Below are 21,502 nucleotides of genomic sequence, written 5' to 3'. Positions count from 1 at the left end.
CTTCGTCTGCCTACGTACGCCGTCCGGGCCGGCCGGTGATCGGCTTTGCCCGTCCTTTGCGGTGGGTCATTGTTGCAGTCCCGTCCGGCATGCGTGTGCCCGACCGGGCTGCCGTGCTCACGTCAGAGACGCACGGTGGCCCGGAAGATCGTGCCGGTCCCGGACACTTCGGCCTTTTCGCCCGCCGGGACGAAGACGGACCGGCCGGGGGTCAGTTCGTGGTCCCCCGCCCGTACGGCGCCCGCCGTGCAGAGCAGGATCTGGGGGGTGAGCAGGGTCAGGTCGTGGGTGGCGCCGCCCTCGGGGAGGACGTACCGGGACAGGCGGAACTCGTCGATCGGGGTCTCGTAGACCTCTTCGCCGTCGGGGGACGCCTCCGGGCGCAGGACGCGGGGGTCGCCGGCCTCGAAGCGGACGATGCGCAGCAGTTCGGGGACGTCGACGTGCTTGGGGGTCAGGCCGCAGCGCAGGACGTTGTCGGAGTTGGCCATGATCTCGACGCCCAGCCCGCTGAGGTAGGCGTGCGGGATGCCGGCGCCGAGGAACATGGCCTCGCCGGGCTGGAGCCGGACGTGGTTGAGGAGCATCGCGGCGAGGACGCCGGGGTCGCCCGGGTAGTGGTGGGCGATGTCGGCATAGGGCGCGTAGGCACCCCCGAGGCGGACGCAGGCGGCCGCGGCCTCGGTCACCGTGTGGGACATCTCCTCGGGGTCGGCGGTGAGGATCGCGGTGAGGACCTCGCGCAGGGCCGCGTCCTCGGGGTGGGCGTGCAGCAGGTCGACGTACGGCTTGAGGGAGGCGACGCCGAGTCCGTCGAACAGGCCGGCGGCGTCGGCCGGGTTCCGGAAGCCGCAGAGCCCGTCGAACTCGGTGAGGGCGCAGACCAGTTCGGGCTTGTGGTTGGCGTCCTTGTAGTTGCGGTGCGGGGCGTCCAGGGGGACGCCGCGGCGCTCCTCGTCCTCGTAACCCTCCATGGCCTGTCGCAGGTCGGGGTGGACCTGGAGGGAGAGCGGGGCTCCGGCGGCGAGGAGCTTGAGGAGGAAGGGCAGGTGAGGCCCGAACTTGGCGACGGCGGCGGGGCCCAGCTCCCGCTCCGGGTCGGCGTCGACGACCTCGGCCAGGGTTCCCCGGCCGGTGCGGGAGGGGGCGCCCGGGTGGGCTCCCATCCACATCTCCGCCTGCGGTTCGCCGGTCGGCTCGGTCCCCAGCAGCTTCGGGATCGCGGTGGTGGAACCCCAGGCGTAGGGGCGGATGGTGTTGTCGAGGCGGTCCATGGGCTCTCTCTGCCGGTTCTTGGTGCGTTGCGCGGTTGCGTGGCGCGTGTGCGCGTTGCGTGTCTCGGTACGGTCGCGTGATTTCCGCTGCGTACGAGATCAGGCGCCCGAGGCGAGCGCCAGGTAAACGGCGGCGAAATCCGTGATGGCGATCAGTTCGGCGAGGCTCTCCAGTTCCCCGCCCGCCTCCGGCTCGATCTCGCTGATCGGCGTGTCGTGGCCGAGGGCGAGGTCACGGGCGGCGGGCGCGGCGGTGAGGCCGCCGCCCGGGCGGTCGCGCAGCAGCACCACGCACGCGTGCAGGGCGGGTGTCTCCTCGACGCGGTCCCGGAAGAAGTCGTCGGGGTCGGCGCCCGCGGCGAGCCGGCCGGCGAGCAGGGTGCTGTGCGCGGCGAGCGCCTCGGGCAGTTCGGCGACGACGGCCGGGGTGCCGGACAGCTCGGCGAGCGCCGCGGCGAAGCGGCGGCCCGCGGGACCGGCCGAGGTGCCCTCGGTCCAGATGACCGGCAGGGCCTCGAAGAGCTCGGCGGCCAGTGTCTTGGCGGGGTTGCTGTACGTCGCGATGGCGGGCCCGCAGCGTTCGGCGACCTGGTCGAGGCGGTCGGCGACCTTCTCCAGGGCGTCGGGCGGGGCGGTGAGGAGGCCGGCGCGGTCCAGGAGCGCGAGGAGCGGGGTGAGCAGCGCCCACAGGACGCCGGGGGCGGCGCCGGCGACGGGTTCGTCCTGGTCGTAGGGCGCGGTCGCCATCGGGACGAACAGGCCGTGGGAGCCGTTGACCGACTCGCTGAGCGGGGAACGGGCGGGAGCGACGGCGACGACCGTGCAGCCGCGGCGGTAGGCCTGCTCGACGAGCAGGGACAGACCGGGTTCGGTGCCGTCGGGGGTGGCGACCAGCAGGAGGTCGACGGAGCCGGCCCAGCCGGGCAGCTCCCAGCGCAGGGCACCGGCGGCGGGTGCGACCCCGGTGGGCACCAGACGGGTGACCGGGCTGCCGGCGCCCGCGAGGGTGCCGAGGAAGTCGGCGGCGTGAGTCGCGGCGGCACCGGGGCCCGCGATCAGGACGGCGCGGGGGCGGCCGTCCGGTCGGAGGCCGGCGATGCCGGCCTCGGCGGCGTGCCGGGCGGCGGTGCGCACGCGGGCACCTGCCTCGGCGGCACCGCGGAGGAGGCCACGGCGGTCGGCCTCCGCGAGCCCGTCGGGGGCGTCGAGCAGCGATTCGTCGAGCATGGCGGCAGTCTCCGATCGCCGGGGCGGCGGTTGCGCTGGGTGCCGGGTGGTCGGTACCGAGTGGTGGTCACTCGGGGCGGCGGGCCTCGTCGACGAGGAGGACGGGGATGCCGTCGCGGACCGGGTACGCCAGGCCGCAGTCCTGGCCGGTGCAGATCAGCTCGGTGTCCTGCTCCTTGAGGGGGGCGTGGCAGGCCGGGCAGGCGAGGATCTCCAGGAGGCCGGCTTCGAGCGGCATGGGGGGTTCCCTTCGGGCGGTGGGGCGGCTTGTTCTTGTTGCGGATGTGCTGGTCAGGGTACCGCCGACCAAGGGCGCGTGTCGGGGCGTACGGCGGGGTGGGCACCGGGCTCCGGTGCCCGGGGGGCCGGGTCGCGCAGCGCGGCGCTGCGCGCAGTGTCTCCCCCCGCTCTCGGCTGCGCCCGAGCGGGGAGACCCCATCGGCCACCCGTGCCGCCCCGGGGCACCTCCGAGGCCGTTCGGGCACGGAGGAGGCACTGCTGCCCGCGGCTACGCCCGGATGATCGCCAGGGCCTCGTCGCGCACCTTCGTCATCGTCGCCTCGTTGCGTGCCTCGGCGTTCAGGCGCAGCAGGGGCTCGGTGTTGGAGGGGCGGACGTTGAACCACCAGTCGGCGGTGGTGACGGTCAGACCGTCCAGCTCGTCCAGGGTGACGCCGTCGCGGCCCTCGTACGCGGCCCGGATCGCGGCGAGGCGGTCCGCCTGGTCGGCGACGGTGGAGTTGATCTCTCCGGAGCCGGCGTAGCGGTCGTACTGGGCGACCAGGCCGGACAGCGGGCCGTCCTGTCCGCCGAGGGCGGCCAGGACGTGGAGGGCGGCCAGCATGCCCGTGTCGGCGTTCCAGAAGTCGCGGAAGTAGTAGTGGGCGGAGTGCTCGCCGCCGAAGATGGCGCCGGTCCTGGCCATCTCGGCCTTGATGAAGGAGTGGCCCACGCGCGTGCGTACCGGTGTCCCGCCGTTCTCCTGCACGACCTCCGGCACGGACCAGGACGTGATCAGGTTGTGGATGACCGTGCCCTTGCCGCCGTTGCGGGCGAGTTCGCGGGCGGCCACGAGGGCCGTGACCGCGGACGGGGGGACCGGGTCGCCGTTCTCGTCGACGACGAAGCAGCGGTCGGCGTCGCCGTCGAAGGCGAGGCCGAGGTCGGCGCCCTCCTCGCGGACGCGCTTCTGCAGGTCGACGAGGTTGGCGGGGTCGAGCGGGTTGGCCTCGTGGTTGGGGAAGGTGCCGTCCAGCTCGAAGTACATCGGCACGAGGTCGAGAGGCAGGCCGGCGAAGACCGAGGGGACCGTGTGGCCGCCCATGCCGTTGCCCGCGTCGACGACGACCTTCAGGGGCCGGATGGCGGTGAGGTCGACGAGGGAGCGCAGGTGGGCGGCGTAGTCGGCCAGGGTGTCGCGCCGCGTGACCGTGCCCGGCCGGGCGGCCGGCTCGGGGGCGGCGGACTCGCTCCAGCGCTCGACCCGTTCGCGGATCTCGGCGAGACCCGTGTCCTGGCCGACGGGGGCGGCGCCCGCGCGGCACAGCTTGATGCCGTTGTACCGGGCCGGGTTGTGCGAGGCCGTGAACATCGCGCCCGGCAGGTTCAGCGCGCCGGAGGCGTAGTACAGCTGGTCGGTGGAGCACAGGCCGATCTCGGTGACGTCGGCGCCGCGGGCCGCCGCGCCGCGCGCGAAGGCGCCGGACAGGCCGGGCGACGAGGGCCGCATGTCGTGCCCGACCACGATGGCGCTCGCGCCGGTCAGCTCGACGAAGGCCGCGCCGAACAGCTCGGCCAGCGACTCGTCCCACTGGTCCGGGACCACACCGCGTACGTCGTACGCCTTCACGATCTGCGACAGATCAGCAGCCACGGCCAACCTTCCTGAAAGTCCTGTCGGTGCCCACAAACTACCCGTACGCACCGACAGGGCGCCGTGCGGTCCGGGAAGGTCAGGGCAGCATCCAGTCCAGCACCGGTGAGGACTGGCCGACCACGATCAGACACATCACCAGCAGCAGGCCCAGGCTCCAGGGCAGCACCTTGCGCAGCAGGTCGCCCTCGCGGCCGGCGAGTCCGACGGCCGCGCAGGCGATGGTGAGGTTCTGGGGGGAGATCATCTTGCCGAGCACCCCGCCGGAGCTGTTGGCGGCGGCCAGCAGTTCCGGCGACAGTCCGGACTCCCGTGCGGCGGTCACCTGGAGGGCGCCGAACAGCGCGTTGGCCGAGGTGTCGGAGCCGGATACGGCGACGCCGAACCAGCCGAGCACCGGGGACAGGAAGGCGAGTCCTGCGCCGGCCGCCGCGACGAAGTGGCCGATGGTGGCGGCCTGCCCGGAGAGGTTCATGACGTAGGCGAGGGCCAGGACGGAGGTCACGGTGAGGATCGCGAACCGCAGTTCGTGCACGGTCGCGAGCCATTCCCTGACCGCCACGCGCGCGTGCACGCCGAGGACGACGGCCGTGCACACCCCGGCGATCAGCACGAGCGTGCCGCCGGTGGAGACGATCGGCCAGGAGAAGACGTTGCCGCCGACCGGATTGCCCTCCGGGTCGGCCACGTCCAGGAACGGCCAGTCGTACGTCTGGGTCGCGCGGGCCAGCCAGTCCTTGACCGCCGGGATCTGCGCGACGGAGAAGATCGCGACGATCAGCGCGTACGGCGCGTAGGCGCGCAGCACCTCCCGGCCCGGGTCCTCCTCGTCCAGTTCCTCGCTGCGGGCACCGGTCAGTACGGAGGCCCGTACGGGCTCGGCGGCGGGCCGGCGCGCGTGCGGTACGGCGACCAGGGCGCCCGCGCCGGCCAGGGCGGCACCGATGTCGGCGAGCTGGGCGGAGACGTAGTTGGAGGCGACGAACTGGGCGATCGCGAAGGCGACTCCGCACGCCAGCGCGGGCACCCAGGTCTCCCGCAGTCCACGCCGGCCGTCCACCAGACCGACCAGCACGAGGGGGACGACGAGGGCCAGCAGGGGCGTCTGCCGGCCCACCACGGAGGCGACGTCGTCCAGCGGCAGCCCGGTGACCTGGGCCAGCGTCACCACGGGGGTGCCCATCGCGCCGAAGGCGACGGGCGCGGTGTTGGCGACCAGCGACACGACGGCCGCGCGCACCGGGTCGAAGCCGAGGGCCACGAGCATGACGGAGCAGATCGCGACGGGCGCCCCGAACCCGGCGAGCGCCTCCAGCAGGGCGCCGAAGCAGAAGGCGATCACCAGGGCCTGGATGCGCGGGTCGTCGGACAGCCGCCCGAAGGAGCGGCGCAGGATGTCGAAGTGCCGGGTGTGGACAGTCATCCGGTAGACCCAGAGGGCGTTGACGACGATCCACAGGATGGGGAAGAGGCCGAACACGGCTCCCTGGGCGGCGCTGGAGACCGTCTGGTCCAGCGGCATGCCGTAGGCGAGCCAGGCGACGAGCACGGCCGCCAGGAGGCCGGTGAGTCCCGCCAGGTGGGCCTTCATGCGGACGCCGCCGAGCAGCACGAGGACGATCACCAGGGGCAGGGCCGCCACGAGGGCGGACACGCCGAGCGAGCCGGCGACGGGTTCCAGTTCCTGGACGTACACGGGCGCCTCCCAGGATTCCGCCATGCGAAAGCGTTTTCTCGCGGCACTCGGAATGGTCGTGTCCGCGACAAGGAGACGTCAATGGGTGTGCAGCAACAGGTGTGCACGGAAGGGGAACGAGTGGCAGGAGGACTCAGTTGTCCGGCGAGCGCAGCACCCGCAGATGACCCCGACGAGCGACCTCCATGGGGTCGGCCGTACGCGCTCCGCCGCCGGCCTGGGCGGCGCGCTCCTGCGGGCGGGCGGCCTCGCGCACCGCGTTGGCGAGCGCTTCCAGGTCGTCACCGCTCGGGCGGGCCGGGACCGACCCGTCGAGGAGCCGGACGACCTCCCAGCCGCGCGGGGCGGTGAGGCGCTCGGAGTGCTCGGCGCACAGGTCGTAGCAGTGGGGTTCGGCGTAGGTGGCGAGCGGGCCGAGGACCGCGGTCGAGTCGGCGTAGACGTACGTCAGCGTCGCGACGGCGGGACGGCCGCAGGCGGTGCGCGAACAGCGACGTACAGGGCTCACGACGTTGGACGGTACCGCACTCTTGAGCGGGCCGCGACGACTCCCCACCAGGTCACACCTCCGTGTCGTGGTGTGAAACGCCCCACACACCCCCCTCGACACGTGCCGGTGACCTGGGCGGACGCCCGTTTTCGAGATCTTGAACGATCTCGGAACCGGTCACGACTCGCCATAAACAGCACCATTTGCCGTGAGATCCATGGTCTCGGAGAGATACGGAATTGAGCCCAACCTTGGCTGGAATGGTCATCCGGCGACATGCGGTACGGGGTCTTCCGGCGCGTTCCGGCATGCCGTGTGCGGTCCGGCGCGCGGACCCGGCGGGGACTACCCTTCAGCAGTGATGGACAACCCCGTGACGCCCCGTGCCGCCGCCCCCGGGCCCCGCCGTCGTGATCGCCACGGCCGGGGCATGCGCGGCCCGATCGCACCGCCGCAGGTACCGCTCGCCGCGAGTCGCGCCGAGGTGTTCGCGGATCTGGTGCAGGACTCCGTGGAGCGGCTGGAGAGGCGGTGGCCGCAGCTCGCCGACATCGATTTCCTGGTGCTGGAGGTGCCGCGGCTGGACGGGCCGGGGCAGGTCTGGAGCGACGAGGCGGTACCGCTCGGTGGCACGCTTCCCTCGCGGGACGGGCGGCGGGCGCGGGTGGTCGTGTACCGGCGGCCGGTCGAGATCCGGACGAAGGGGCGCGACGAGCGGGCGGCGCTGGTGCACGAGGTGGTCGTCGAGCAGGTCGCCGAGTTGCTGGGGCTTACGCCGGAGACGGTGGATCCGCGGTACGGGGAGGACTGAGGGGACGGGCGAGAGCCGTGGTCGGCGGATGTCTTGCTGCTCGGCGTCGGTGCGGGGGGCGGGTGCGCGGCCCGGCACTCGCCCCGTCGCTCGGCATCGGTGCCGGAGGCGGGTGCCCAGCCCGGCGTCGGCGGGGTGCCGCCCGCGCCCACTCCTGCCGCCCCAGGCGGCACGACTGCCCGCGGACTGACGGCGGACGGCGGTGCGGGCGCCCGCGGCGGGACCGTGATGCGGCTGTTCGTGGGCGCGGAGCGGCCGGTAGGGCGCCCTACTGGGGCTGCAGGACCGACAGGTCCTCCTCCGCCTTCGGCACCGACACCGTTCCACGGTCGTCCGGGAGGGTCTGGACGGTGAAGGCCGACACGTCGTCGTCCTCCGTCAGTGTCAGGGTGCGGGCCGCGTAGAGCGGGCCGCCCGACACGGGCTCGACCGTCAGCGCGTAGGTGCCCTCGAGGCCGCCGGGGACCGGCACCTCGACGTTCTGGGTCGTGCCGCCCTTGATCGTGTACGTCTTCGCCACCGCCGTACCGCCCTCGCTGCCCGCGGACGCCGTGACCTTCACCTTCGCGGTCTGCCCGGGCGCGGCCAGGGACAGGGTCGTGCCCTTGGCCCGGTTGTCCGCCGCCGTCGCACGCGCGCCGACCGGGCCCGTGGCCGGGATGAACGCGGTCTCCTGCTCGGTGCCCTTGCCCCGCACCACCCGGACCGCGGCCACCACCGGCACGGACCGGCCCGTCGGCGTCAGCACCAGTGATCCGGCCTCGCCGCGCGTGACGTCACCGAGGTCGACGCCGGTCGTCATGCCCGCCTTCACGTGCACCGTCTCGTGCCCGGCGGGAGTGATCGACCCGGACGGCGAGGCGAGCCGCACCTTCAGGTCGGCGTCCGTGTCACCGGGCGCGAACAGCACCAGGCGCACGATCGTGGCGTCCTTGGGGATGCCCGGCAGCACCAGGTTGCCCGCCGGGTCCGTGGCCGGAGCCAGCCAGTCGCCGCCGATCTTGTCGTCCAGGGCCTGCACCGCGGCGCCCACCCGCCCGCTGCGCACGCTGACGTGCACGGTGAGGTCGGTCTGCTGCACCTCGGTGAGCGTGGACAGCAGGATGGGCTCACTGGCGTGCGGCTGGACCGTGATGCCCTCGCCCACCGTCGACTCCAGGGCGCCGTCCTTGCCGTACAGCTCGATGTCGACGACGGCCGCCGAGTCGTCGGGGTTCGTCAGGTGCACGTAGTCCGTGCGGTCGGCCGACGTGCTGGCGCCCGGGAACCAGAACTCCGTGTCCGGGGCGGCGCAGTTGACGCCCAGCAGTCCCCGGCCGGTGCCCGCGGCGACCTCCGTGGTCTGCTGCACGGTCCAGCCGGGCGCGAACCTCCCCTCGGCGGTGCCGACGAGCGCCGGCGCGTCGGCACCGGAGGTGTCCCCGGTGGCCGGCGTACCGGGCGTCTTGGGCTGGACGACGGGCTTCTCGTCCTGCTTGCCGGCCTTGTCGCCGTCCCCGGCGGCCGACTCGGCCTTCGCGGCCAGCAGTTCGGCCTCGCCCTTGTCGTCGGTGCCCTTGGTGACGGGCGTGAACGAGGTGTACGAGGTCTCGGCGAGGTCCGAGGCGCTGGGCGCGGGGCAGGTCAGGCTCGTGCGCTCCACGGGCAGCCGGGCGGCTGCCCCGGCGGTGTCCGCGCCGGAGGCGTCCGGCGTGGCCAGCGCCGCGAATCCGGTGACGGCGGCGAGCGCGGTCGTGGCGGCGATCAGGGACAGGGTGGTGCGGTTCACTGCTGGCTCCCGTCGGGACGCTCACTGCCCGTGCCGTGGGGGTGGTGGGGTGGTGCCGGGTCGTACGGCGTGTCGTAACCGCCCTGGCCGTACGTCTGGTCGTACGTCCCGGCCTGGGACGGGTCGCCGTAGGCGTACGGGTCGTACTGGCCGCCCTGGTACGGGTCCGCCTGGTACGTCTGTTGTCCGTACGCGCCCGCCTCGTACTGCTGGGCGTCCTGGTACTGCTCGCCGCCGTAGGTGCCGTACGAGCCGTACTCGGTGCCCGCGTGCCCCGCCGCGTTCCACTCGCCGTAGGTCTGCTGCTGGGGAACCGTGACCGGGATGTCCTCCTGCGGAGGGGACGGCGGCTCCACGGCGTCGGCCGTGCCGTCGGCTGCGTTCGGCGCCTCGGCCTCCGCCTCCGCCTCGGCCTGCGCCCGCAGGCGTCGCGCCCGGCGCCCCTCGCCGGTCGCGGCCTGCGCCGGGACGAACGGCTCCTCGGGCAGGTCGTCGTCGACGTCGCGGCGCCGGCCGGGCAGGGCGAGGACGACCAGGACGACGGCGAGCAGGCCCTGCGTCCACAACCAGGCGGTGTGGGCGAACGGGTCGTCGTAGGTGATGTCCAGCTTCCCGCCGGAGGCCGGGAGTTCGAAGCCCTGCGCCCAGCCGTCGACCGTGGTGCGGCCGAGCGGCTTGCCGTCCAGGGTGGCGGTCCAGCCCTCGGCGGCGGAGTCGGCGAGGCGCAGCACGCGGCCCTCGGCGCCGGACGGGATCTCGGTGTGGATCTCGACGGGTCCGGCCGCGACGGGCTCGGGCTCACCGGAGCCGTCGCCGGACACGATGGTCGCGCGGGCGACCTCCCGGTCGACACGCCACAGCCCGCTGCCGTCCTGCTGGCTGAGCCGGCTGAGGCCGGGGGTCGCGTCCAGGACGCGGGTGACCTCGCGGGGCGCGCCCTTGTGGACGAGGACGTAGCGCACGGCGAAACCGCCGAGCTGGTCGGCCTGGTCGGCGCCGGAACCGGCGACGAGGTTGGCGACGACCTTGTCGAGCCTGCTGTTCCCGCCGTCGGAGTCGGCCAGTTCGCCGTCGCCGAGGCGGGCTCCGGAGCCGCGGACCAGCATGTAGCTCACGTGGGCGGCCGAGTCGCTGTCGAGGACCAGGGTGCGGGCCTGGTCGCGGGTCCGGCTCTCCTCGGCGACGAACGCGGGCACCTGGACGGGGTCGCGCCGCTCCAGCGGCCCGTCGGCGCCCCGGACCATCCAGCCGGCGGCGGCGACCAGCGGGCCGACGGCCGAGGCGAGGGCGATCAGCGCGGCGACCGGCTGGCGCCAGCCGAAGCTCTGCTCGGCCACGCGCGCGCGTGCTCCGTCGGCGCCGAGGGTCGCGGCGGACAGCAGAGCGAGGCCGTAGACGAGGGTCGCGGGTCCGGCCCAGGCGGAGCGGTTGGAGAGGACCGCGAAGACCAGACCGATCAGGGCGACGGCCCAGGCCGTCCGGATGCCCAGCTGCCGTTCGGAGCGCAGCAGGGCGGCGAGCGCGGCCAGCACGATGCCGATGAGCAGCAGCCCGCCGACCGTGCCGGGCCCGCCGGGGCTCATGCCGAGCAGGTCGAGGGCGGAGGCGGCCGAGGCGCCGTGGTCCAGGCCGGCCTCCTCGAAGAACCCGAACGGGAGCAGCGACAGCGACCAGGGCGCGAGGATCAGCAGCGGCGTGCCGAGTTGGGCGAGGAACCGCAGCCCGTACGCCGTGATGTCGGCCCTGCGCAGGACCAGCAGCGCGGCGCCCAGGACCAGCGCGATGGGCCACACGACGGGTGTGAAGGCCGTGGCGACAGTCAGCAGCAGCGCGAAGGCCCAGGTGGCCCGCCAACTGCCGCGGACACCGGGGGCGTTCGTCAGGCCGGCGGCGGCGATGCCCGCGCGTGCCAGGAGCGGGAGCAGCACGGCGAGGACGGCCGTGCCGATGCGTCCGCCGGCGAGTGCGCCGGTGGCGGCGGGCAGGAAGGCGTAGGCGACGGCCGCCCAGGCGCGCAGCAGCCGGGAGGGGACGAGCGGCCGGGAGGCGAAGTACGCGGTGAGGCAGGCCAGCGGCACCGAGCAGACCAGCAGCACGGTGACGGCGAGTCCGGTGGAGCCGAGCAGTACGGAGGCCAGTACGGCGACGATCGCGAGGTACGGCGGCGCGGAGGCGGTGCCGCCGGCGCCCACCGTGTGCCAGGCGTCCACGTACCGCGACCACAGGTCGCCGGCGCCGGCCGGGGCGGGCAGCAGGGCACCGCCCGCCAGGGCGCCGCCGCCGAGGAGTTCGCGGCAGGCGGCGAGGGAGACGAGCAGCAGGACGAGGAAGAGCACCGGGCCGGGTCTGCGGGCGATGCGCTTGAGGCGGGCGAACTGCTCGACCTGCAGGAAGTCGGCGTCGTCGCCGCCGGGTCCGGACTCGATGGCTCCGCCGTGGCGTCCGGCGCCCGAGGCGGCCTCGGGGTCCGAGCGGCCGACGAGGTTGCCCGCGACCTGCTCGACGGTGACGCGGATGGTCGCGCCGGGCGGCGGGAACAGCGCTCGCAGCTCGTCCTTGTCGATCTGCGGCCGGCCCCGCTCCCGCCGCCCGGCGATGATGCGTTCGGGCCGCAGCAGGACGCTCAGCAGACCGCGGATCTCGTCGAGGGCCTGTCCGGGGACCTTGCCGACGAGGTAGGCGAGGGTCCGCAGCAGGGTGCCGAGGACGAGGCGGAGCAGTACCCAGGGCAGGGCGGCCGCCCGGGTGTTGACGAGCAGGGTGTGGACGGCGCCGGCCTTGTCCACCTTGTGCGGGGATGCGGCGGTGCGGCCCGCGCAGTCGACGGTGCGTCGTTCACGCGAGGCCGCCTCGGCGTGTCGTACGACCGCGTCGGGGGCGACGAGGACGCGGAGACCGGCGGCGTGCGCGCGCCAGCACAGGTCGACGTCGTCGCGCATCAGGGGCAGTCGGCGGTCGAACCCGCCGAGCCGCTCGAAGACGTCACGCCGGATCAGCATGCCCGCGGTGGACACCGACAGCACGGACCGTACGTGGTCGTGCTGGCCCTGGTCCTGTTCGCGGCGGTCCAGGCCGGTCCAGCGGCGACCGGAGTTGGCGATGGAGACGCCGACCTCCAGCAGCTGCCGACGGTCGTACCAGCCGCGGAGCTTGGGGCCGACGACGGCGACGTCGTCGCGGCCGAGTTCGTACTCGTTGTCCGCGACGCGCAGCAGCTGGGCCAGGGCGTCGGGTTCGGGGGCGCAGTCGTCGTGCAGCAGCCAGAGCCACTGCACCGGCTCCCCGTGCGGAAGCTCCGGCAGGTCGTAGGCGTCGTCGCGCCACGTGCGCGTGACGGGGTCCCAGCCGCTGGGCCGCTTCAGGTACGGCAGGTCCTCGGGGGTGAGGACGGGGGCGGTGCGGGTGGCCTCCTCGACGGCCTGGCCGAAGCCGGTGCGCCGGGCGAGGTGCAGCACGCGGTCGTCGCCGAGGGCTTCGGTGACCAGGCGGGCGGAGTCGTCGGCGCTGCCGGTGTCGGCGGCCACGGCGTACTGGACGGGGCGCTCCTGGCCGAGCAGCCCGGCGAGCGCGTCGGGCAGCCAGCGGGCTCCGTCGTGGGAGACGAGGACCGCGGTCACCACGTGACGCGGGAACTCAGGTGTGGCAGCGAGGTCTTGATGGGCTGCCGTGTGGCTGTGCACGGACATCGAGGTACGGGCCCCGGTTCGGTGGACTGCGGTGGACACCCGTGCCTGTTGGGGGTGGCGGGGCGTCTCGGACGAGCGACCACACTATCGGCTGGCCCGCACAGCGGCCCGCCGCCTGTGGACAACCCACCGGCGACGGGCCGTTCGCGGCGTATGCAGGGAAGTGTCCGTACTGCTTCGTACCGAGGTCAGACGGCGGCCTTCTTCAGCCGGCGGCGTTCGCGCTCGGACAGGCCGCCCCAGATACCGAAGCGTTCGTCGTTCGCGAGGGCGTATTCGAGGCACTCGGAGCGGACCTCACAGGCGAGGCAGACCTTCTTGGCCTCCCGGGTGGAGCCGCCCTTCTCGGGGAAGAAGGACTCGGGGTCGGTCTGGGCGCACAGTGCGCGCTCCTGCCAGCCGAGTTCCTCGTCCGCGTCGTCGACCAGCAGTTGCTGCACCAGCTCGGTCATGTGCGCCCCTCGTCTGTCTTTCGCGTCCCCGTGATGCGGTCGTTACCGATTCCGGCTGAACGACACGAGTGAAATTACAAGTGTGCTGCTCCGGGCGAGTCAAGCCGAGATCTGCTATTGGGCCCCTTATTCACTCTGCGGAACCAAGGCCCTGCGGAAAGTGTTCAAATCGACTTAAACCTTGACACACCGACCGGGCCCCCGAGAGCCCCGGCCCCGTACAGCGCCTGCACGGGGAAGGACGCCCTCGCGTTCGATCTCGTTCCGACAGGCACGCCGAAGCGAACCGGATCACATTCGGATCACGGGATCGCAACGAGGCTTGCGCGCCCGGCTTGTGCGCCATGTGTCCCGGAAGTCGTCTGAGCAAACCTTTCACCTGTGAGATGAACCGGATGAGGTGAAACATGTCCCACATAACGGGCACCGAGTTGACAGTGAAGGTGTGACCCGGTGTCCTTGTGGGCATGCTCGCGAACTCGGCACTCACCTCGACCCGCACCGCCGGGTCCCACGGTGCTGCCCGCGCTCGCTGTAGCTGTTGTTGCTGTTCCAGCTGTTGAGCCGACCGCGCTCCGGCTGTCCTCGGGTTCACGCGACCCGGCCGTTCGTCTGTCTCGCCCGACCAGGGCGCAGCTCCGCTCTTCGCTCCTCCCCCACACTCTTCCGCCGAGGAACCACCGCATCCATGAACAGCGACAGCGACCTCCAGATCGCCGGCGACATCCTCGAAGTTCCCCACCTCCTGCAGGCACCGCGCGAGCACCCGGCCACCGTCGCCGAGTTCGCCGGCCTGGCCCGTGAGATCGCCGCCGACCGCTCCCAGTGGGAGCACCTCGTCCGGTACGACGCGACGACGCGCTGGTACCACCGGGTGCGCACCGGCCCCGGCTACGAGGTGTGGCTGCTGTCGTGGGTGCCCGGCCAGGGCAGCGGACCGCACGACCACGGGCCCTCGTCCGGCGTGCTGACCGTGCTGGACGGCGCCCTGACCGAGCGCACGGAGCGGGGCACGCGCACCCTCGGGGCGGGAGCGCAGCGGGTGTTCGCGCCGGGGTACGTGCACGACGTGGTCAACGACGCGCTGGAGCCGGCGGTCAGCCTGCACATCTACTACCCGGGCCTGACGGAGATGCCGATGCACTCACCGCAGTGCTCGGCCGCCGTGGCGCGCGGCGCGGACGCCGCGGCCGTGCCGACTGCCTGACGCACTGTCGTACCGCATGCAAGACCGGCCCACACGTCACCCGGCCGCCACCCCTCAACGAGTCGGCCCGGCGGCTGACACACTGTTTCCATGCGCATTGTGGTTCTGGCAGGCGGCATCGGCGGTGCCCGGTTCCTGCGTGGTCTGAAGCGGGCCGCGCCGGACGCGGACATCACGGTCATCGGCAACACCGGGGACGACATCCACCTCTTCGGGCTGAAGGTCTGCCCGGACCTCGACACGGTGATGTACACGCTCGGCGGCGGCATCGACGAGGAGCAGGGCTGGGGGCGGGCAGACGAGACCTTCCACCTCAAGGAGGAACTCGCCGCGTACGGCGTCGGGCCGGAATGGTTCGGACTCGGCGACCGGGACTTCGCCACGCACATCGTGCGGACGCAGATGATCAGTGCCGGGTATCCGCTCAGCGCGGTCACGCAGGCGCTGTGCGACCGCTGGAAGCCCGGCGTGCGCCTCGTCCCGATGACCGACGACCGGGTCGAGACGCACGTCGCCGTCGAGATCGACGGCGAACGCAAGGCGGTCCACTTCCAGGAGTACTGGGTGAAGCTGCGCGCCTCGGTCCCCGCCGAGGCGGTCGTACCGGTCGGCGCCGAGCAGGCGAAGCCGGCGCCCGGCGTCCTGGAGGCGATCGCGGAGGCGGACGTCATCCTCTTCCCGCCCTCCAACCCGGTCGTCTCGGTCGGCACGATCCTCGCGGTGCCCGGCATCCGGGAGGCGATCGCGGACGCCGGGGTGCCGGTGGTGGGGCTCTCCCCGATCGTCGGGGACGCACCCGTGCGCGGGATGGCCGACAAGGTGCTCGCGGCGGTCGGCGTGGAGGCCACCGCGGCGGCGGTCGCCGAGCACTACGGCTCGGGGCTGCTCGACGGCTGGCTGGTCGACACGGTCGACGCGGACTCCGTGACGCGCGTGAAGGCGGCCGGCATCCTCTGCCGCGCCGTGCCGCTGATGATGACCGACGTCGAGGCGGCCGCGCAGATGGCCCGGGAGGCGCTGGCACTGGCCGACGAGGTGCGGACCTCATGAGCGGCGCATCCGCCGACGGCTGCCGGGTGTGGGCCGTCCCCGGCCTTCCGGAGGTGCAGCGGGGCGACGACCTGGCCAAGCTGATCGCCGCGGCCGAGCCCGGGCTGGCCGACGGGGACGTGCTGCTCGTCACCTCCAAGATCGTGTCCAAGGCGGAGGGCCGCGTCGTCCGGGCGAGCGACCGGGAGGCCGCGATCGACGCCGAGACGGTACGGGTGGTGGCCCGGCGCGGTCCTCTGCGGATCGTCGAGAACCGGCAGGGCCTGGTCATGGCGGCGGCCGGGGTCGACGCCTCCAACACGCCGTCCGGCACAGTGCTGCTGCTCCCCGAGGACCCGGACGCCTCCGCGCGGGCCATCCGCGCCGGCCTGCGGGACGCGCTGGGTGTCGAGGTCGGCGTGATCGTCACCGACACGTTCGGACGGCCCTGGCGCTCCGGCCTCACGGACGTCGCGATCGGCGCCGCCGGCGTGCGGGTGCTGGACGATCTGCGCGGGGGCACGGACGCGTACGGCAATCCGCTCAGTGCCACCGTGGTCGCCACGGCCGACGAGCTCGCCGCCGCGGGCGACCTGGTGAAGGGCAAGGCCGCCGGACTGCCCGTCGCCGTCGTGCGCGGGCTGCCACACGTGGTGGCCGAGGACGACGGCGAGGGGGCACGGGTCATGGTGCGCGGCGCGCGCGACGACATGTTCCGGCTGGGCACCTCGGAGGCCGTGCGCCAGGCGGTGACCCAGCGCCGTACGGTACGGGCGTTCACCGACGAGCCCGTGGACCCGGGCGCCGTGCGCCGTGCGGTGGCCGCGGCGGTCACGGCACCGGCACCGCACCACACGACGCCGTGGCGGTTCGTGCTGCTGGAGTCGCGGGAGTCGCGGACGCGACTGCTGGACGCGATGCGGGACGCCTGGGTCGAGGACCTGAGACGGGACGGCAAGAGCGAGGAGTCGATCGCCAAACGGATCCGCCGCGGCGACGTCCTGCGCAACGCGCCGTACCTGATCGTCCCCTGCCTGGTCATGGACGGTTCGCACACCTACGGGGACGCGCGGCGCGACGGGGCCGAGCGGGAGATGTTCGTGGTCGCGGCCGGCGCCGGCGTGCAGAACCTGCTCGTCGCGCTCGCCGGGGAGCGGCTCGGCTCGGCGTGGGTGTCCTCGACGATGTTCTGCCGGGACGTCGTCCGGGAGGTGCTGGCGCTGCCCGCGGAGTGGGACCCGATGGGTGCCGTCGCGGTCGGCCATCCCGCCGAGGAACCGCGCCCCCGTCCGGAGCGGGACGCGGAGGTCTTCATCGAGGTGCGGTGACGCACTCCGGCGAGCGCCTACTCTCGTAGGGACTCTTGTCTCCCACTCCCCAGGGGCTTCATTCGTGGCAGGCCGCTTCGCACCCCGGCCCACGCGTACCACCGTGCGCGGCGGGGAGGTCGGCGTATCCGCCGGCGTGCCCCGGCAGGCGACCGCGCCGGGGAAGGTCCGGGTGTGGGTGCCGGACGGTCCGCTGGAGCTGGGGCTGGTCCTCGGGCCGCTGCGGCGCGGACCGGGTGATCCGACGTTCCGGGCGACGCCGGACGGGTCGGTGTGGCGGGCCAGCCGGACGCCCGCCGGTCCGGGCACGCTGCGTGTCGTCGCGCGCGGCGGCGAGGTGCGGGGCGAGGCCTGGGGGCCCGGGGCGGAGTGGCTGCTGGACCAGCTGCCGCGGATGCTGGGCGCCGACGACGACCCTTCCGCGTTCGCGCCACGGCACCGGCTGCTGGCGCTGACGCGGCACCGGCGGCCGGGGCTGCGGCTGACGCGGACCGGACTGGTGCTGGAGTCGCTGATCCCGTCGGTCCTGGAGCAGAAGGTCACGACGATCGAGGCGTACCAGGCGTGGCGCTTGCTGGTGCGGAAGTACGGGGATCCTGCGCCGGGGCCCGCGCCGGGGCGGATGTGTGTGATGCCGGCGGCCCGGACGTGGGCGCTGATCCCGTCCTGGGAGTGGCACCGGGCGGGGGTGGACGACAAGCGGGCCTCGACGATCCTGCGGGCGGTGCGGGTCGCCGCGCGCCTGGAGGAGGCGGCCGGGATGGAGCCGGCGGCGGCGCAGCAGCGGCTGGAGCTCGTTTCCGGGATCGGGCCGTGGACCTCGGCGGAGACGGTGCAGCGCAGTCACGGGGCGCCGGACGCGGTGACCGTGGGGGACCTGCATCTGCCGGGGATCGTGGGGTTCGCGCTGGCCGGGGACCGGAACGCGGACGACGCGGAGATGCTGCGGTTGCTGGAGCCGTACGCCGGGCAGCGGCATCGAGCGGCTCGGCTGATCCTGCTGAGCGGGCGGGTGCCGCCTCGGCGGGCGCCTCGGATGGCTCCGCGGGACATCGGGCGGTTGTGACCGGGGTCCGCCGGACCCGTGTGCGCTCCGTCGCCTGGCGGCGCGGCCCGGCGCCGACGGGGGTGCCGCCGCGCCCGGCCGTGCCACCCCGGGCGGCACTGCACGCGGCTGCGACGGCACGGCCCCGCACAGGCCGCCGCCGGCGTCACGCGTCGGACGAGAAGCGCACCGAGCCCGCAGGGATGCGGGCGTCGCACCATACGCGGACGCCGTCGCGGAGTTCGTTGTCCGCGCCGACCACCGCGCCGTCGCCGATGACCGTGCCCGTGAGGACGGAGCGCTCGCCGACGCGGGCGCGGTTGCCGATGAGGGAGTCCGTGATGACGGCGCCCGGCTCGATGACCGCACCCGGCAGGATCGTGCTGCCGAAGACCCGCGCGCCCTCCGCCACGAACGCTCCCTCGCCGACCACCGTGCCGCCGGACAGCTTGGCGTCCGGCGCGACCCTCGCCGTCGGGAGGACGAGACGGTCGCCGCAGCGGCCCGGTATGGCCGGGGACGGGGCGCGGCCCAGGACCAGGTCCGCCGAGCCGCGCACGAATGCGGCGGGAGTGCCCAGGTCCAGCCAGTACGTCGAGTCGACCATGCCCTGGAGATGCGCCCCGGTCGCCAGGAGCTCCGGGAAGGTCTCGCGCTCCACCGAGACCGGTCTGCCCACCGGGATCGTGTCGATCACCGAGCGGCGGAAGACGTACGCGCCCGCGTTGATCTGGTCGGTGACGATCTCCTCCGGGGTCTGGGGCTTCTCCAGGAACGCCAGGACCCGGCCCGTGTCGTCCGTGGGGACCAGGCCGTACGCCCGCGGGTCCGTCACCTTGGTCAGGTGGAGGGAGACATCCGCTCCCGTCGTCTCGTGGGTGCGGACCAGCGCGTCGATGTCCAGGCCCGTCAGGATGTCGCCGTTGAAGATCAGCACCGGGTCGTCGGGCCCGGAGTGCAGCCGCGAGGCCACGTTGCGGATGGCGCCGCCCGTGCCGAGGGGCTCCTCCTCCGTGACGTACTCGATGTGCAGTCCCAGCGACGATCCGTCGCCGAAGTACGGCTCGAAGACCTCGGCCAGATAGGACGTGGCGAGCACGATGTGCTCGACGCCCGCCGCTCTCGCCCGCGCCAGCTGGTGCGTGAGGAACGGCACCCCCGCCGCCCTGACCATGGGCTTCGGGGTGTGCACCGTGAGCGGACGCAAGCGCGTGCCCTTACCGCCGACCAGGAGGATCGCTTCTGTCACCTGTCGTCTCTGCTTCCTGCCGGGACCGGCCGAACTGTCTTTCGGCCGGCCAGTGTATGCAGACCGTTCCATGGCGCCTTCGATGGCCGTGCGGTGATCCGCCCTCGCCCCCCGACGGCGGTGAATCCGTTCCTCGATGTCCCCCTCAGCGGCCCTGGTACTTCGCCGCGGTCGAGCGGGCCGTCTTGAGCTTGCCGTACAGCTTCCGGCCCGGGCAGCTCGTCGCGAAGCCGTCCCGGTGACCGGAGATGACGTTCAGTCGTACGTTCTTACCTTTTCGGTAGAGATTGCCACCAGCGGACTTCAGGTATGTCTTGCCGCGCGGATTCATGCCGTAGAGACCGAGCTTCCACGCGGTGAGCCGGGCGATGGCCTTCACGGCGGCGGACGACGGTTTCTTGGAGCTGTAGGTGCCGAGAACCGCGATTCCCATGCTGTTGGAGTTGAACCCGAGGGTGTGGGCGCCCAGCACCGGCTTCGCCACACCACCGGCCCGGCCCTCGTAGATCTTCCCGCACTTGTCGACGAGGAAGTTGTAGCCGATGTCGCGCCATCCCATGCTTTTGACGTGGTAGCGGTAGATACTGCGAATGACTGACGGCGCCTGCTTGCAGCTGTAGTTGTTGCCGGTGGCCGAGTGGTGCACGAAGGCCGCCTTGACCTTCTTCGTGTACACCGACTTCTTCTCGCGCAGCTTCTCGTTCGCGCCCCAGCCGCGGCGCGTGACGATGCGCGGGCGCGGACCGACGTACGGCTTGGCCTTCTGCTGCCCCGTCGACGCGCCGGTACCCAGGGCGAGGAGCTCGCGCTCGGTCTGGGCGCGGTCCAGTGCCGGGATCTCGTCCAGGGCGCCGGTGCGGGCTCCGTCGTCCGGTACCGGGGCCTCGGACAGCGCAGCGTCCTCGCCGGGGTCGACGAGTTCGAGGCGCAGCCCGGTGGGGAGCGGGGAGACGGCCCTCGTGGCCTCGCCGTCGGTCTCCGCCCGCACCCGTACCTCCACGCCGTCGGAGTCGCCCACCCACAGCGGTGCGGTCGCGCCGCGGACGCGGCCCGAGGTCCTCTCGGGGGTGTCCGGGTCGGCGGCATGGTCGGCGTTGTGGGTCTCCAGCTCCTGCCAGGAGGACCAGTTGCCGGTGCCGGCGGCGCGCGTGCGGACCTGGACACGGCCGTGCAGTTCGGTGTCCGGGTCGTCCCAGATGACACCGAGCAGCGAGAAGTGCCGTACGTCCCTGCGGGGTACGCCCTGTTCCACGGGGGCGCGGTCGCCCGCGAGGGGAACGAGGGGCAGCGACTGGGTGCTGCCGGAGGCGTCTGCCTCGGCCTGCGCCGTTCTCCCGTTCGTCGGCTGCGCCGCGGGTGGGGCGAGCGGGAGGGCGAGGGCGGCCGCGCAGGTGACACCGATCGAGGAAGCAAGGAATCGCAGCATGCCCCTGATCGTGGACATCCTCATACAAATCTGTCCATCGGGAACTTGACGGGCTGTAGGGCCTTTTCATCCGATCGGTGGCGGTGCGGTACGCCGTCCGCACGGTGCACGTACGCGGGCCCGCGTACGCTAGCGCGGGTGAACGCGACCGACCGCACCCCTGCCGACCTGCTGAGTTCCGCGCTCGCCGCGGACCCCGGACGCCCCCTGGTGACCTTCTACGACGACGCCACGGGCGAACGCGTCGAACTGTCCGTGGCCACCTTCGCCAATTGGGTGGCCAAGACCGCCAATCTGCTCCAGGACGAGTTGTCCGTCGAACCCGGTGACCGGGTCGCGCTGCTGCTGCCCGCGCACTGGCAGACGGCGGTGTGGCTGCTGGCGTGCGCGTCGGTGGGCGCGGTCGCCGACATGGCCGGGGATCCGGCGGCGGCGGACGTGGTGGTGAGCGGGCCGGAGCCGGAGTCGCTGGAGGCGGCGCGGGCGTGTTCCGGGCCGCGGATCGCGCTGGCGCTGCGGCCGCTCGGGGGCCGATTCCTGCCGCAGGCGCCGGAGGGCTTCGCCGACTACGCGGTGGAGGTGCCGGGGCAGGGGGACCGGTTCGTGCCGTACGCGCCGGTGGATCCGGAGGAGCCGGCGCTGATCGTGGCCGGGCGGGAGTTCAGTGGGGCCGAGGTCGTGGAGCGGGCCCGGGCGGAGGCGTCGGAGCTGGGGCTCACGGGGCCCGGGGCGCGGATCCTGTCGGGGTTGCCGTACGACACGTGGGAGGGGTTGAGCGCGGGGTTGTACGGGCCGTTGGCGTCCGGGGGCTCGGTGGTGCTGTGCCGGCATCTGGAGCGGGCGGGGGCGGGGGTGCTGGACAAGCGGATCGAGGCGGAGCGGGTTACGGCTACGGCGCGGTGAGTTTCTGGCCGGGGGGTGGTGACCGGCGTGGGTGTTGA

The 21,502-nt window shown here is 73.3% G+C and carries 17 protein-coding genes; 6 read left to right on the top strand and 11 right to left on the bottom strand.

The window, feature by feature from the left end; genetic code table 11:
• Positions 1–122 precede the first annotated feature (122 nt).
• The 6 genes from manA to IE260_RS29775 form a co-directional block, all read right to left on the bottom strand.
• A complete protein-coding gene (gene manA / locus IE260_RS29800) occupies positions 123–1,274 on the bottom strand; it encodes a mannose-6-phosphate isomerase, class I (protein ID WP_189877435.1) in 1,152 nt (383 codons plus the stop codon).
• 99 nt (positions 1,275–1,373) lie between these two features.
• Positions 1,374–2,501: an SIS domain-containing protein gene (locus tag IE260_RS29795; RefSeq protein WP_189877433.1), complete on the bottom strand. Its 1,128-nt coding sequence runs from the start codon at positions 2,499–2,501 to the stop codon at positions 1,374–1,376.
• A 67-nt stretch (positions 2,502–2,568) separates the two neighbouring features.
• The gene (locus tag IE260_RS29790; protein WP_014673093.1) at positions 2,569–2,739 is read right to left on the bottom strand and encodes a Trm112 family protein; all 171 of its coding nucleotides are present in this window, start codon (positions 2,737–2,739) and stop codon (positions 2,569–2,571) included.
• 270 nt (positions 2,740–3,009) lie between these two features.
• Positions 3,010–4,374 (bottom strand): phosphomannomutase/phosphoglucomutase, encoded by a 1,365-nt coding sequence (locus IE260_RS29785; protein WP_189877431.1) that lies wholly within the window; start codon positions 4,372–4,374, stop codon positions 3,010–3,012.
• A 79-nt stretch (positions 4,375–4,453) separates the two neighbouring features.
• Positions 4,454–6,070, bottom strand: coding sequence for an L-lactate permease (locus IE260_RS29780; protein WP_189877460.1), 1,617 nt, complete (start codon positions 6,068–6,070; stop codon positions 4,454–4,456).
• A gap of 133 nt (positions 6,071–6,203) precedes the next feature.
• Positions 6,204–6,626 (bottom strand): DUF3499 domain-containing protein, encoded by a 423-nt coding sequence (locus IE260_RS29775; RefSeq protein ID WP_189877430.1) that lies wholly within the window; start codon positions 6,624–6,626, stop codon positions 6,204–6,206.
• A gap of 295 nt (positions 6,627–6,921) precedes the next feature.
• On the opposite strand from IE260_RS29775, the gene IE260_RS29770 reads away from it, so the two are divergent.
• Positions 6,922–7,371 carry a metallopeptidase family protein gene (locus IE260_RS29770; protein WP_189877458.1) on the top strand — a complete coding sequence of 150 codons (450 nt, stop codon included), beginning with the start codon at positions 6,922–6,924 and terminating at the stop codon, positions 7,369–7,371.
• Between the two features lie 268 nt (positions 7,372–7,639).
• Here the strand turns inward: IE260_RS29770 and IE260_RS29765 are convergent, their stop codons facing one another.
• From IE260_RS29765 to IE260_RS29755, 3 genes are all read right to left on the bottom strand, one after another.
• Positions 7,640–9,139 (bottom strand): DUF5719 family protein, encoded by a 1,500-nt coding sequence (locus IE260_RS29765; RefSeq protein ID WP_189877428.1) that lies wholly within the window; start codon positions 9,137–9,139, stop codon positions 7,640–7,642.
• Positions 9,136–12,825, bottom strand: a complete 3,690-nt coding sequence (locus IE260_RS29760; RefSeq protein WP_189877426.1) for a glycosyltransferase family 2 protein — start codon at positions 12,823–12,825, stop codon at positions 9,136–9,138. Before IE260_RS29760 ends, IE260_RS29765 begins: the two co-directional genes overlap by 4 nt.
• A 188-nt stretch (positions 12,826–13,013) precedes the next feature.
• A complete protein-coding gene (locus tag IE260_RS29755; protein ID WP_003975777.1) occupies positions 13,014–13,277 on the bottom strand; it encodes a WhiB family transcriptional regulator in 264 nt (87 codons plus the stop codon).
• Positions 13,278–13,965: 688 nt separating this feature from the next.
• Here IE260_RS29755 and IE260_RS29750 point away from each other — a divergent pair.
• From IE260_RS29750 to IE260_RS29735, 4 genes are all read left to right on the top strand, one after another.
• The gene (locus IE260_RS29750; protein ID WP_189877424.1) at positions 13,966–14,484 is read left to right on the top strand and encodes a cysteine dioxygenase; all 519 of its coding nucleotides are present in this window, start codon (positions 13,966–13,968) and stop codon (positions 14,482–14,484) included.
• A 90-nt stretch (positions 14,485–14,574) separates the two neighbouring features.
• Positions 14,575–15,534, top strand: coding sequence for a 2-phospho-L-lactate transferase (gene cofD / locus IE260_RS29745; RefSeq protein WP_189877422.1), 960 nt, complete (start codon positions 14,575–14,577; stop codon positions 15,532–15,534).
• Positions 15,531–16,841: a coenzyme F420-0:L-glutamate ligase gene (locus IE260_RS29740; protein ID WP_189877420.1), complete on the top strand. Its 1,311-nt coding sequence runs from the start codon at positions 15,531–15,533 to the stop codon at positions 16,839–16,841. Before cofD ends, IE260_RS29740 begins: the two co-directional genes overlap by 4 nt.
• 64 nt (positions 16,842–16,905) lie before the next feature.
• Entirely contained in the window at positions 16,906–17,907 is a 1,002-nt protein-coding gene (locus IE260_RS29735; protein WP_189877418.1) for a DNA-3-methyladenine glycosylase family protein, read from the top strand.
• Between the two features lie 145 nt (positions 17,908–18,052).
• Here IE260_RS29735 and manB read toward each other — a convergent pair whose 3' ends face one another.
• Together manB and IE260_RS29725 are read right to left on the bottom strand one after the other, a co-directional pair.
• On the bottom strand, positions 18,053–19,135 hold the full coding sequence (manB, locus tag IE260_RS29730; protein WP_189877416.1) for a mannose-1-phosphate guanylyltransferase: 1,083 nt from the start codon (positions 19,133–19,135) through the stop codon (positions 18,053–18,055).
• Between the two features lie 145 nt (positions 19,136–19,280).
• Positions 19,281–20,561, bottom strand: a complete 1,281-nt coding sequence (locus IE260_RS29725; protein WP_189877414.1) for a peptidoglycan recognition protein family protein — start codon at positions 20,559–20,561, stop codon at positions 19,281–19,283.
• Between the two features lie 138 nt (positions 20,562–20,699).
• Between IE260_RS29725 and IE260_RS29720 the strand changes: the two genes are divergently transcribed.
• The gene (locus IE260_RS29720) at positions 20,700–21,464 is read left to right on the top strand and encodes a TIGR03089 family protein (protein WP_189877412.1); all 765 of its coding nucleotides are present in this window, start codon (positions 20,700–20,702) and stop codon (positions 21,462–21,464) included.
• Positions 21,465–21,502: the final 38 nt, after the last annotated feature.

Origin of the sequence: Streptomyces viridiviolaceus (assembly GCF_014650995.1) — a bacterium.
Classification (GTDB): Bacteria; Actinomycetota; Actinomycetes; order Streptomycetales; family Streptomycetaceae; genus Streptomyces; species Streptomyces viridiviolaceus.
The sequence above is the reverse complement of the archived record's forward strand: the minus strand, read 5'-3'. Positions and strand labels throughout refer to the sequence as shown.

Excerpts from the sequence above, each read along its gene's own strand:
- IE260_RS29725 (WP_189877414.1), bottom strand. The coding sequence starts at position 20,561 with ATGCTGCGATTCCTTGCTTCCTCGATCGGTGTCACCTGCGCGGCCGCC.
- IE260_RS29740 (WP_189877420.1), top strand. The coding sequence starts at position 15,531 with ATGAGCGGCGCATCCGCCGACGGCTGCCGGGTGTGGGCCGTCCCCGGC.
- cofD (WP_189877422.1), top strand. The coding sequence starts at position 14,575 with ATGCGCATTGTGGTTCTGGCAGGCGGCATCGGCGGTGCCCGGTTCCTG.
- IE260_RS29795 (WP_189877433.1), bottom strand. The coding sequence starts at position 2,501 with ATGCTCGACGAATCGCTGCTCGACGCCCCCGACGGGCTCGCGGAGGCC.
- IE260_RS29790 (WP_014673093.1), bottom strand. The coding sequence starts at position 2,739 with ATGCCGCTCGAAGCCGGCCTCCTGGAGATCCTCGCCTGCCCGGCCTGC.
- IE260_RS29750 (WP_189877424.1), top strand. The coding sequence starts at position 13,966 with ATGAACAGCGACAGCGACCTCCAGATCGCCGGCGACATCCTCGAAGTT.
- manA (WP_189877435.1), bottom strand. The coding sequence starts at position 1,274 with ATGGACCGCCTCGACAACACCATCCGCCCCTACGCCTGGGGTTCCACC.
- IE260_RS29770 (WP_189877458.1), top strand. The coding sequence starts at position 6,922 with ATGGACAACCCCGTGACGCCCCGTGCCGCCGCCCCCGGGCCCCGCCGT.
- IE260_RS29755 (WP_003975777.1), bottom strand. The coding sequence starts at position 13,277 with ATGACCGAGCTGGTGCAGCAACTGCTGGTCGACGACGCGGACGAGGAA.
- IE260_RS29760 (WP_189877426.1), bottom strand. The coding sequence starts at position 12,825 with ATGTCCGTGCACAGCCACACGGCAGCCCATCAAGACCTCGCTGCCACA.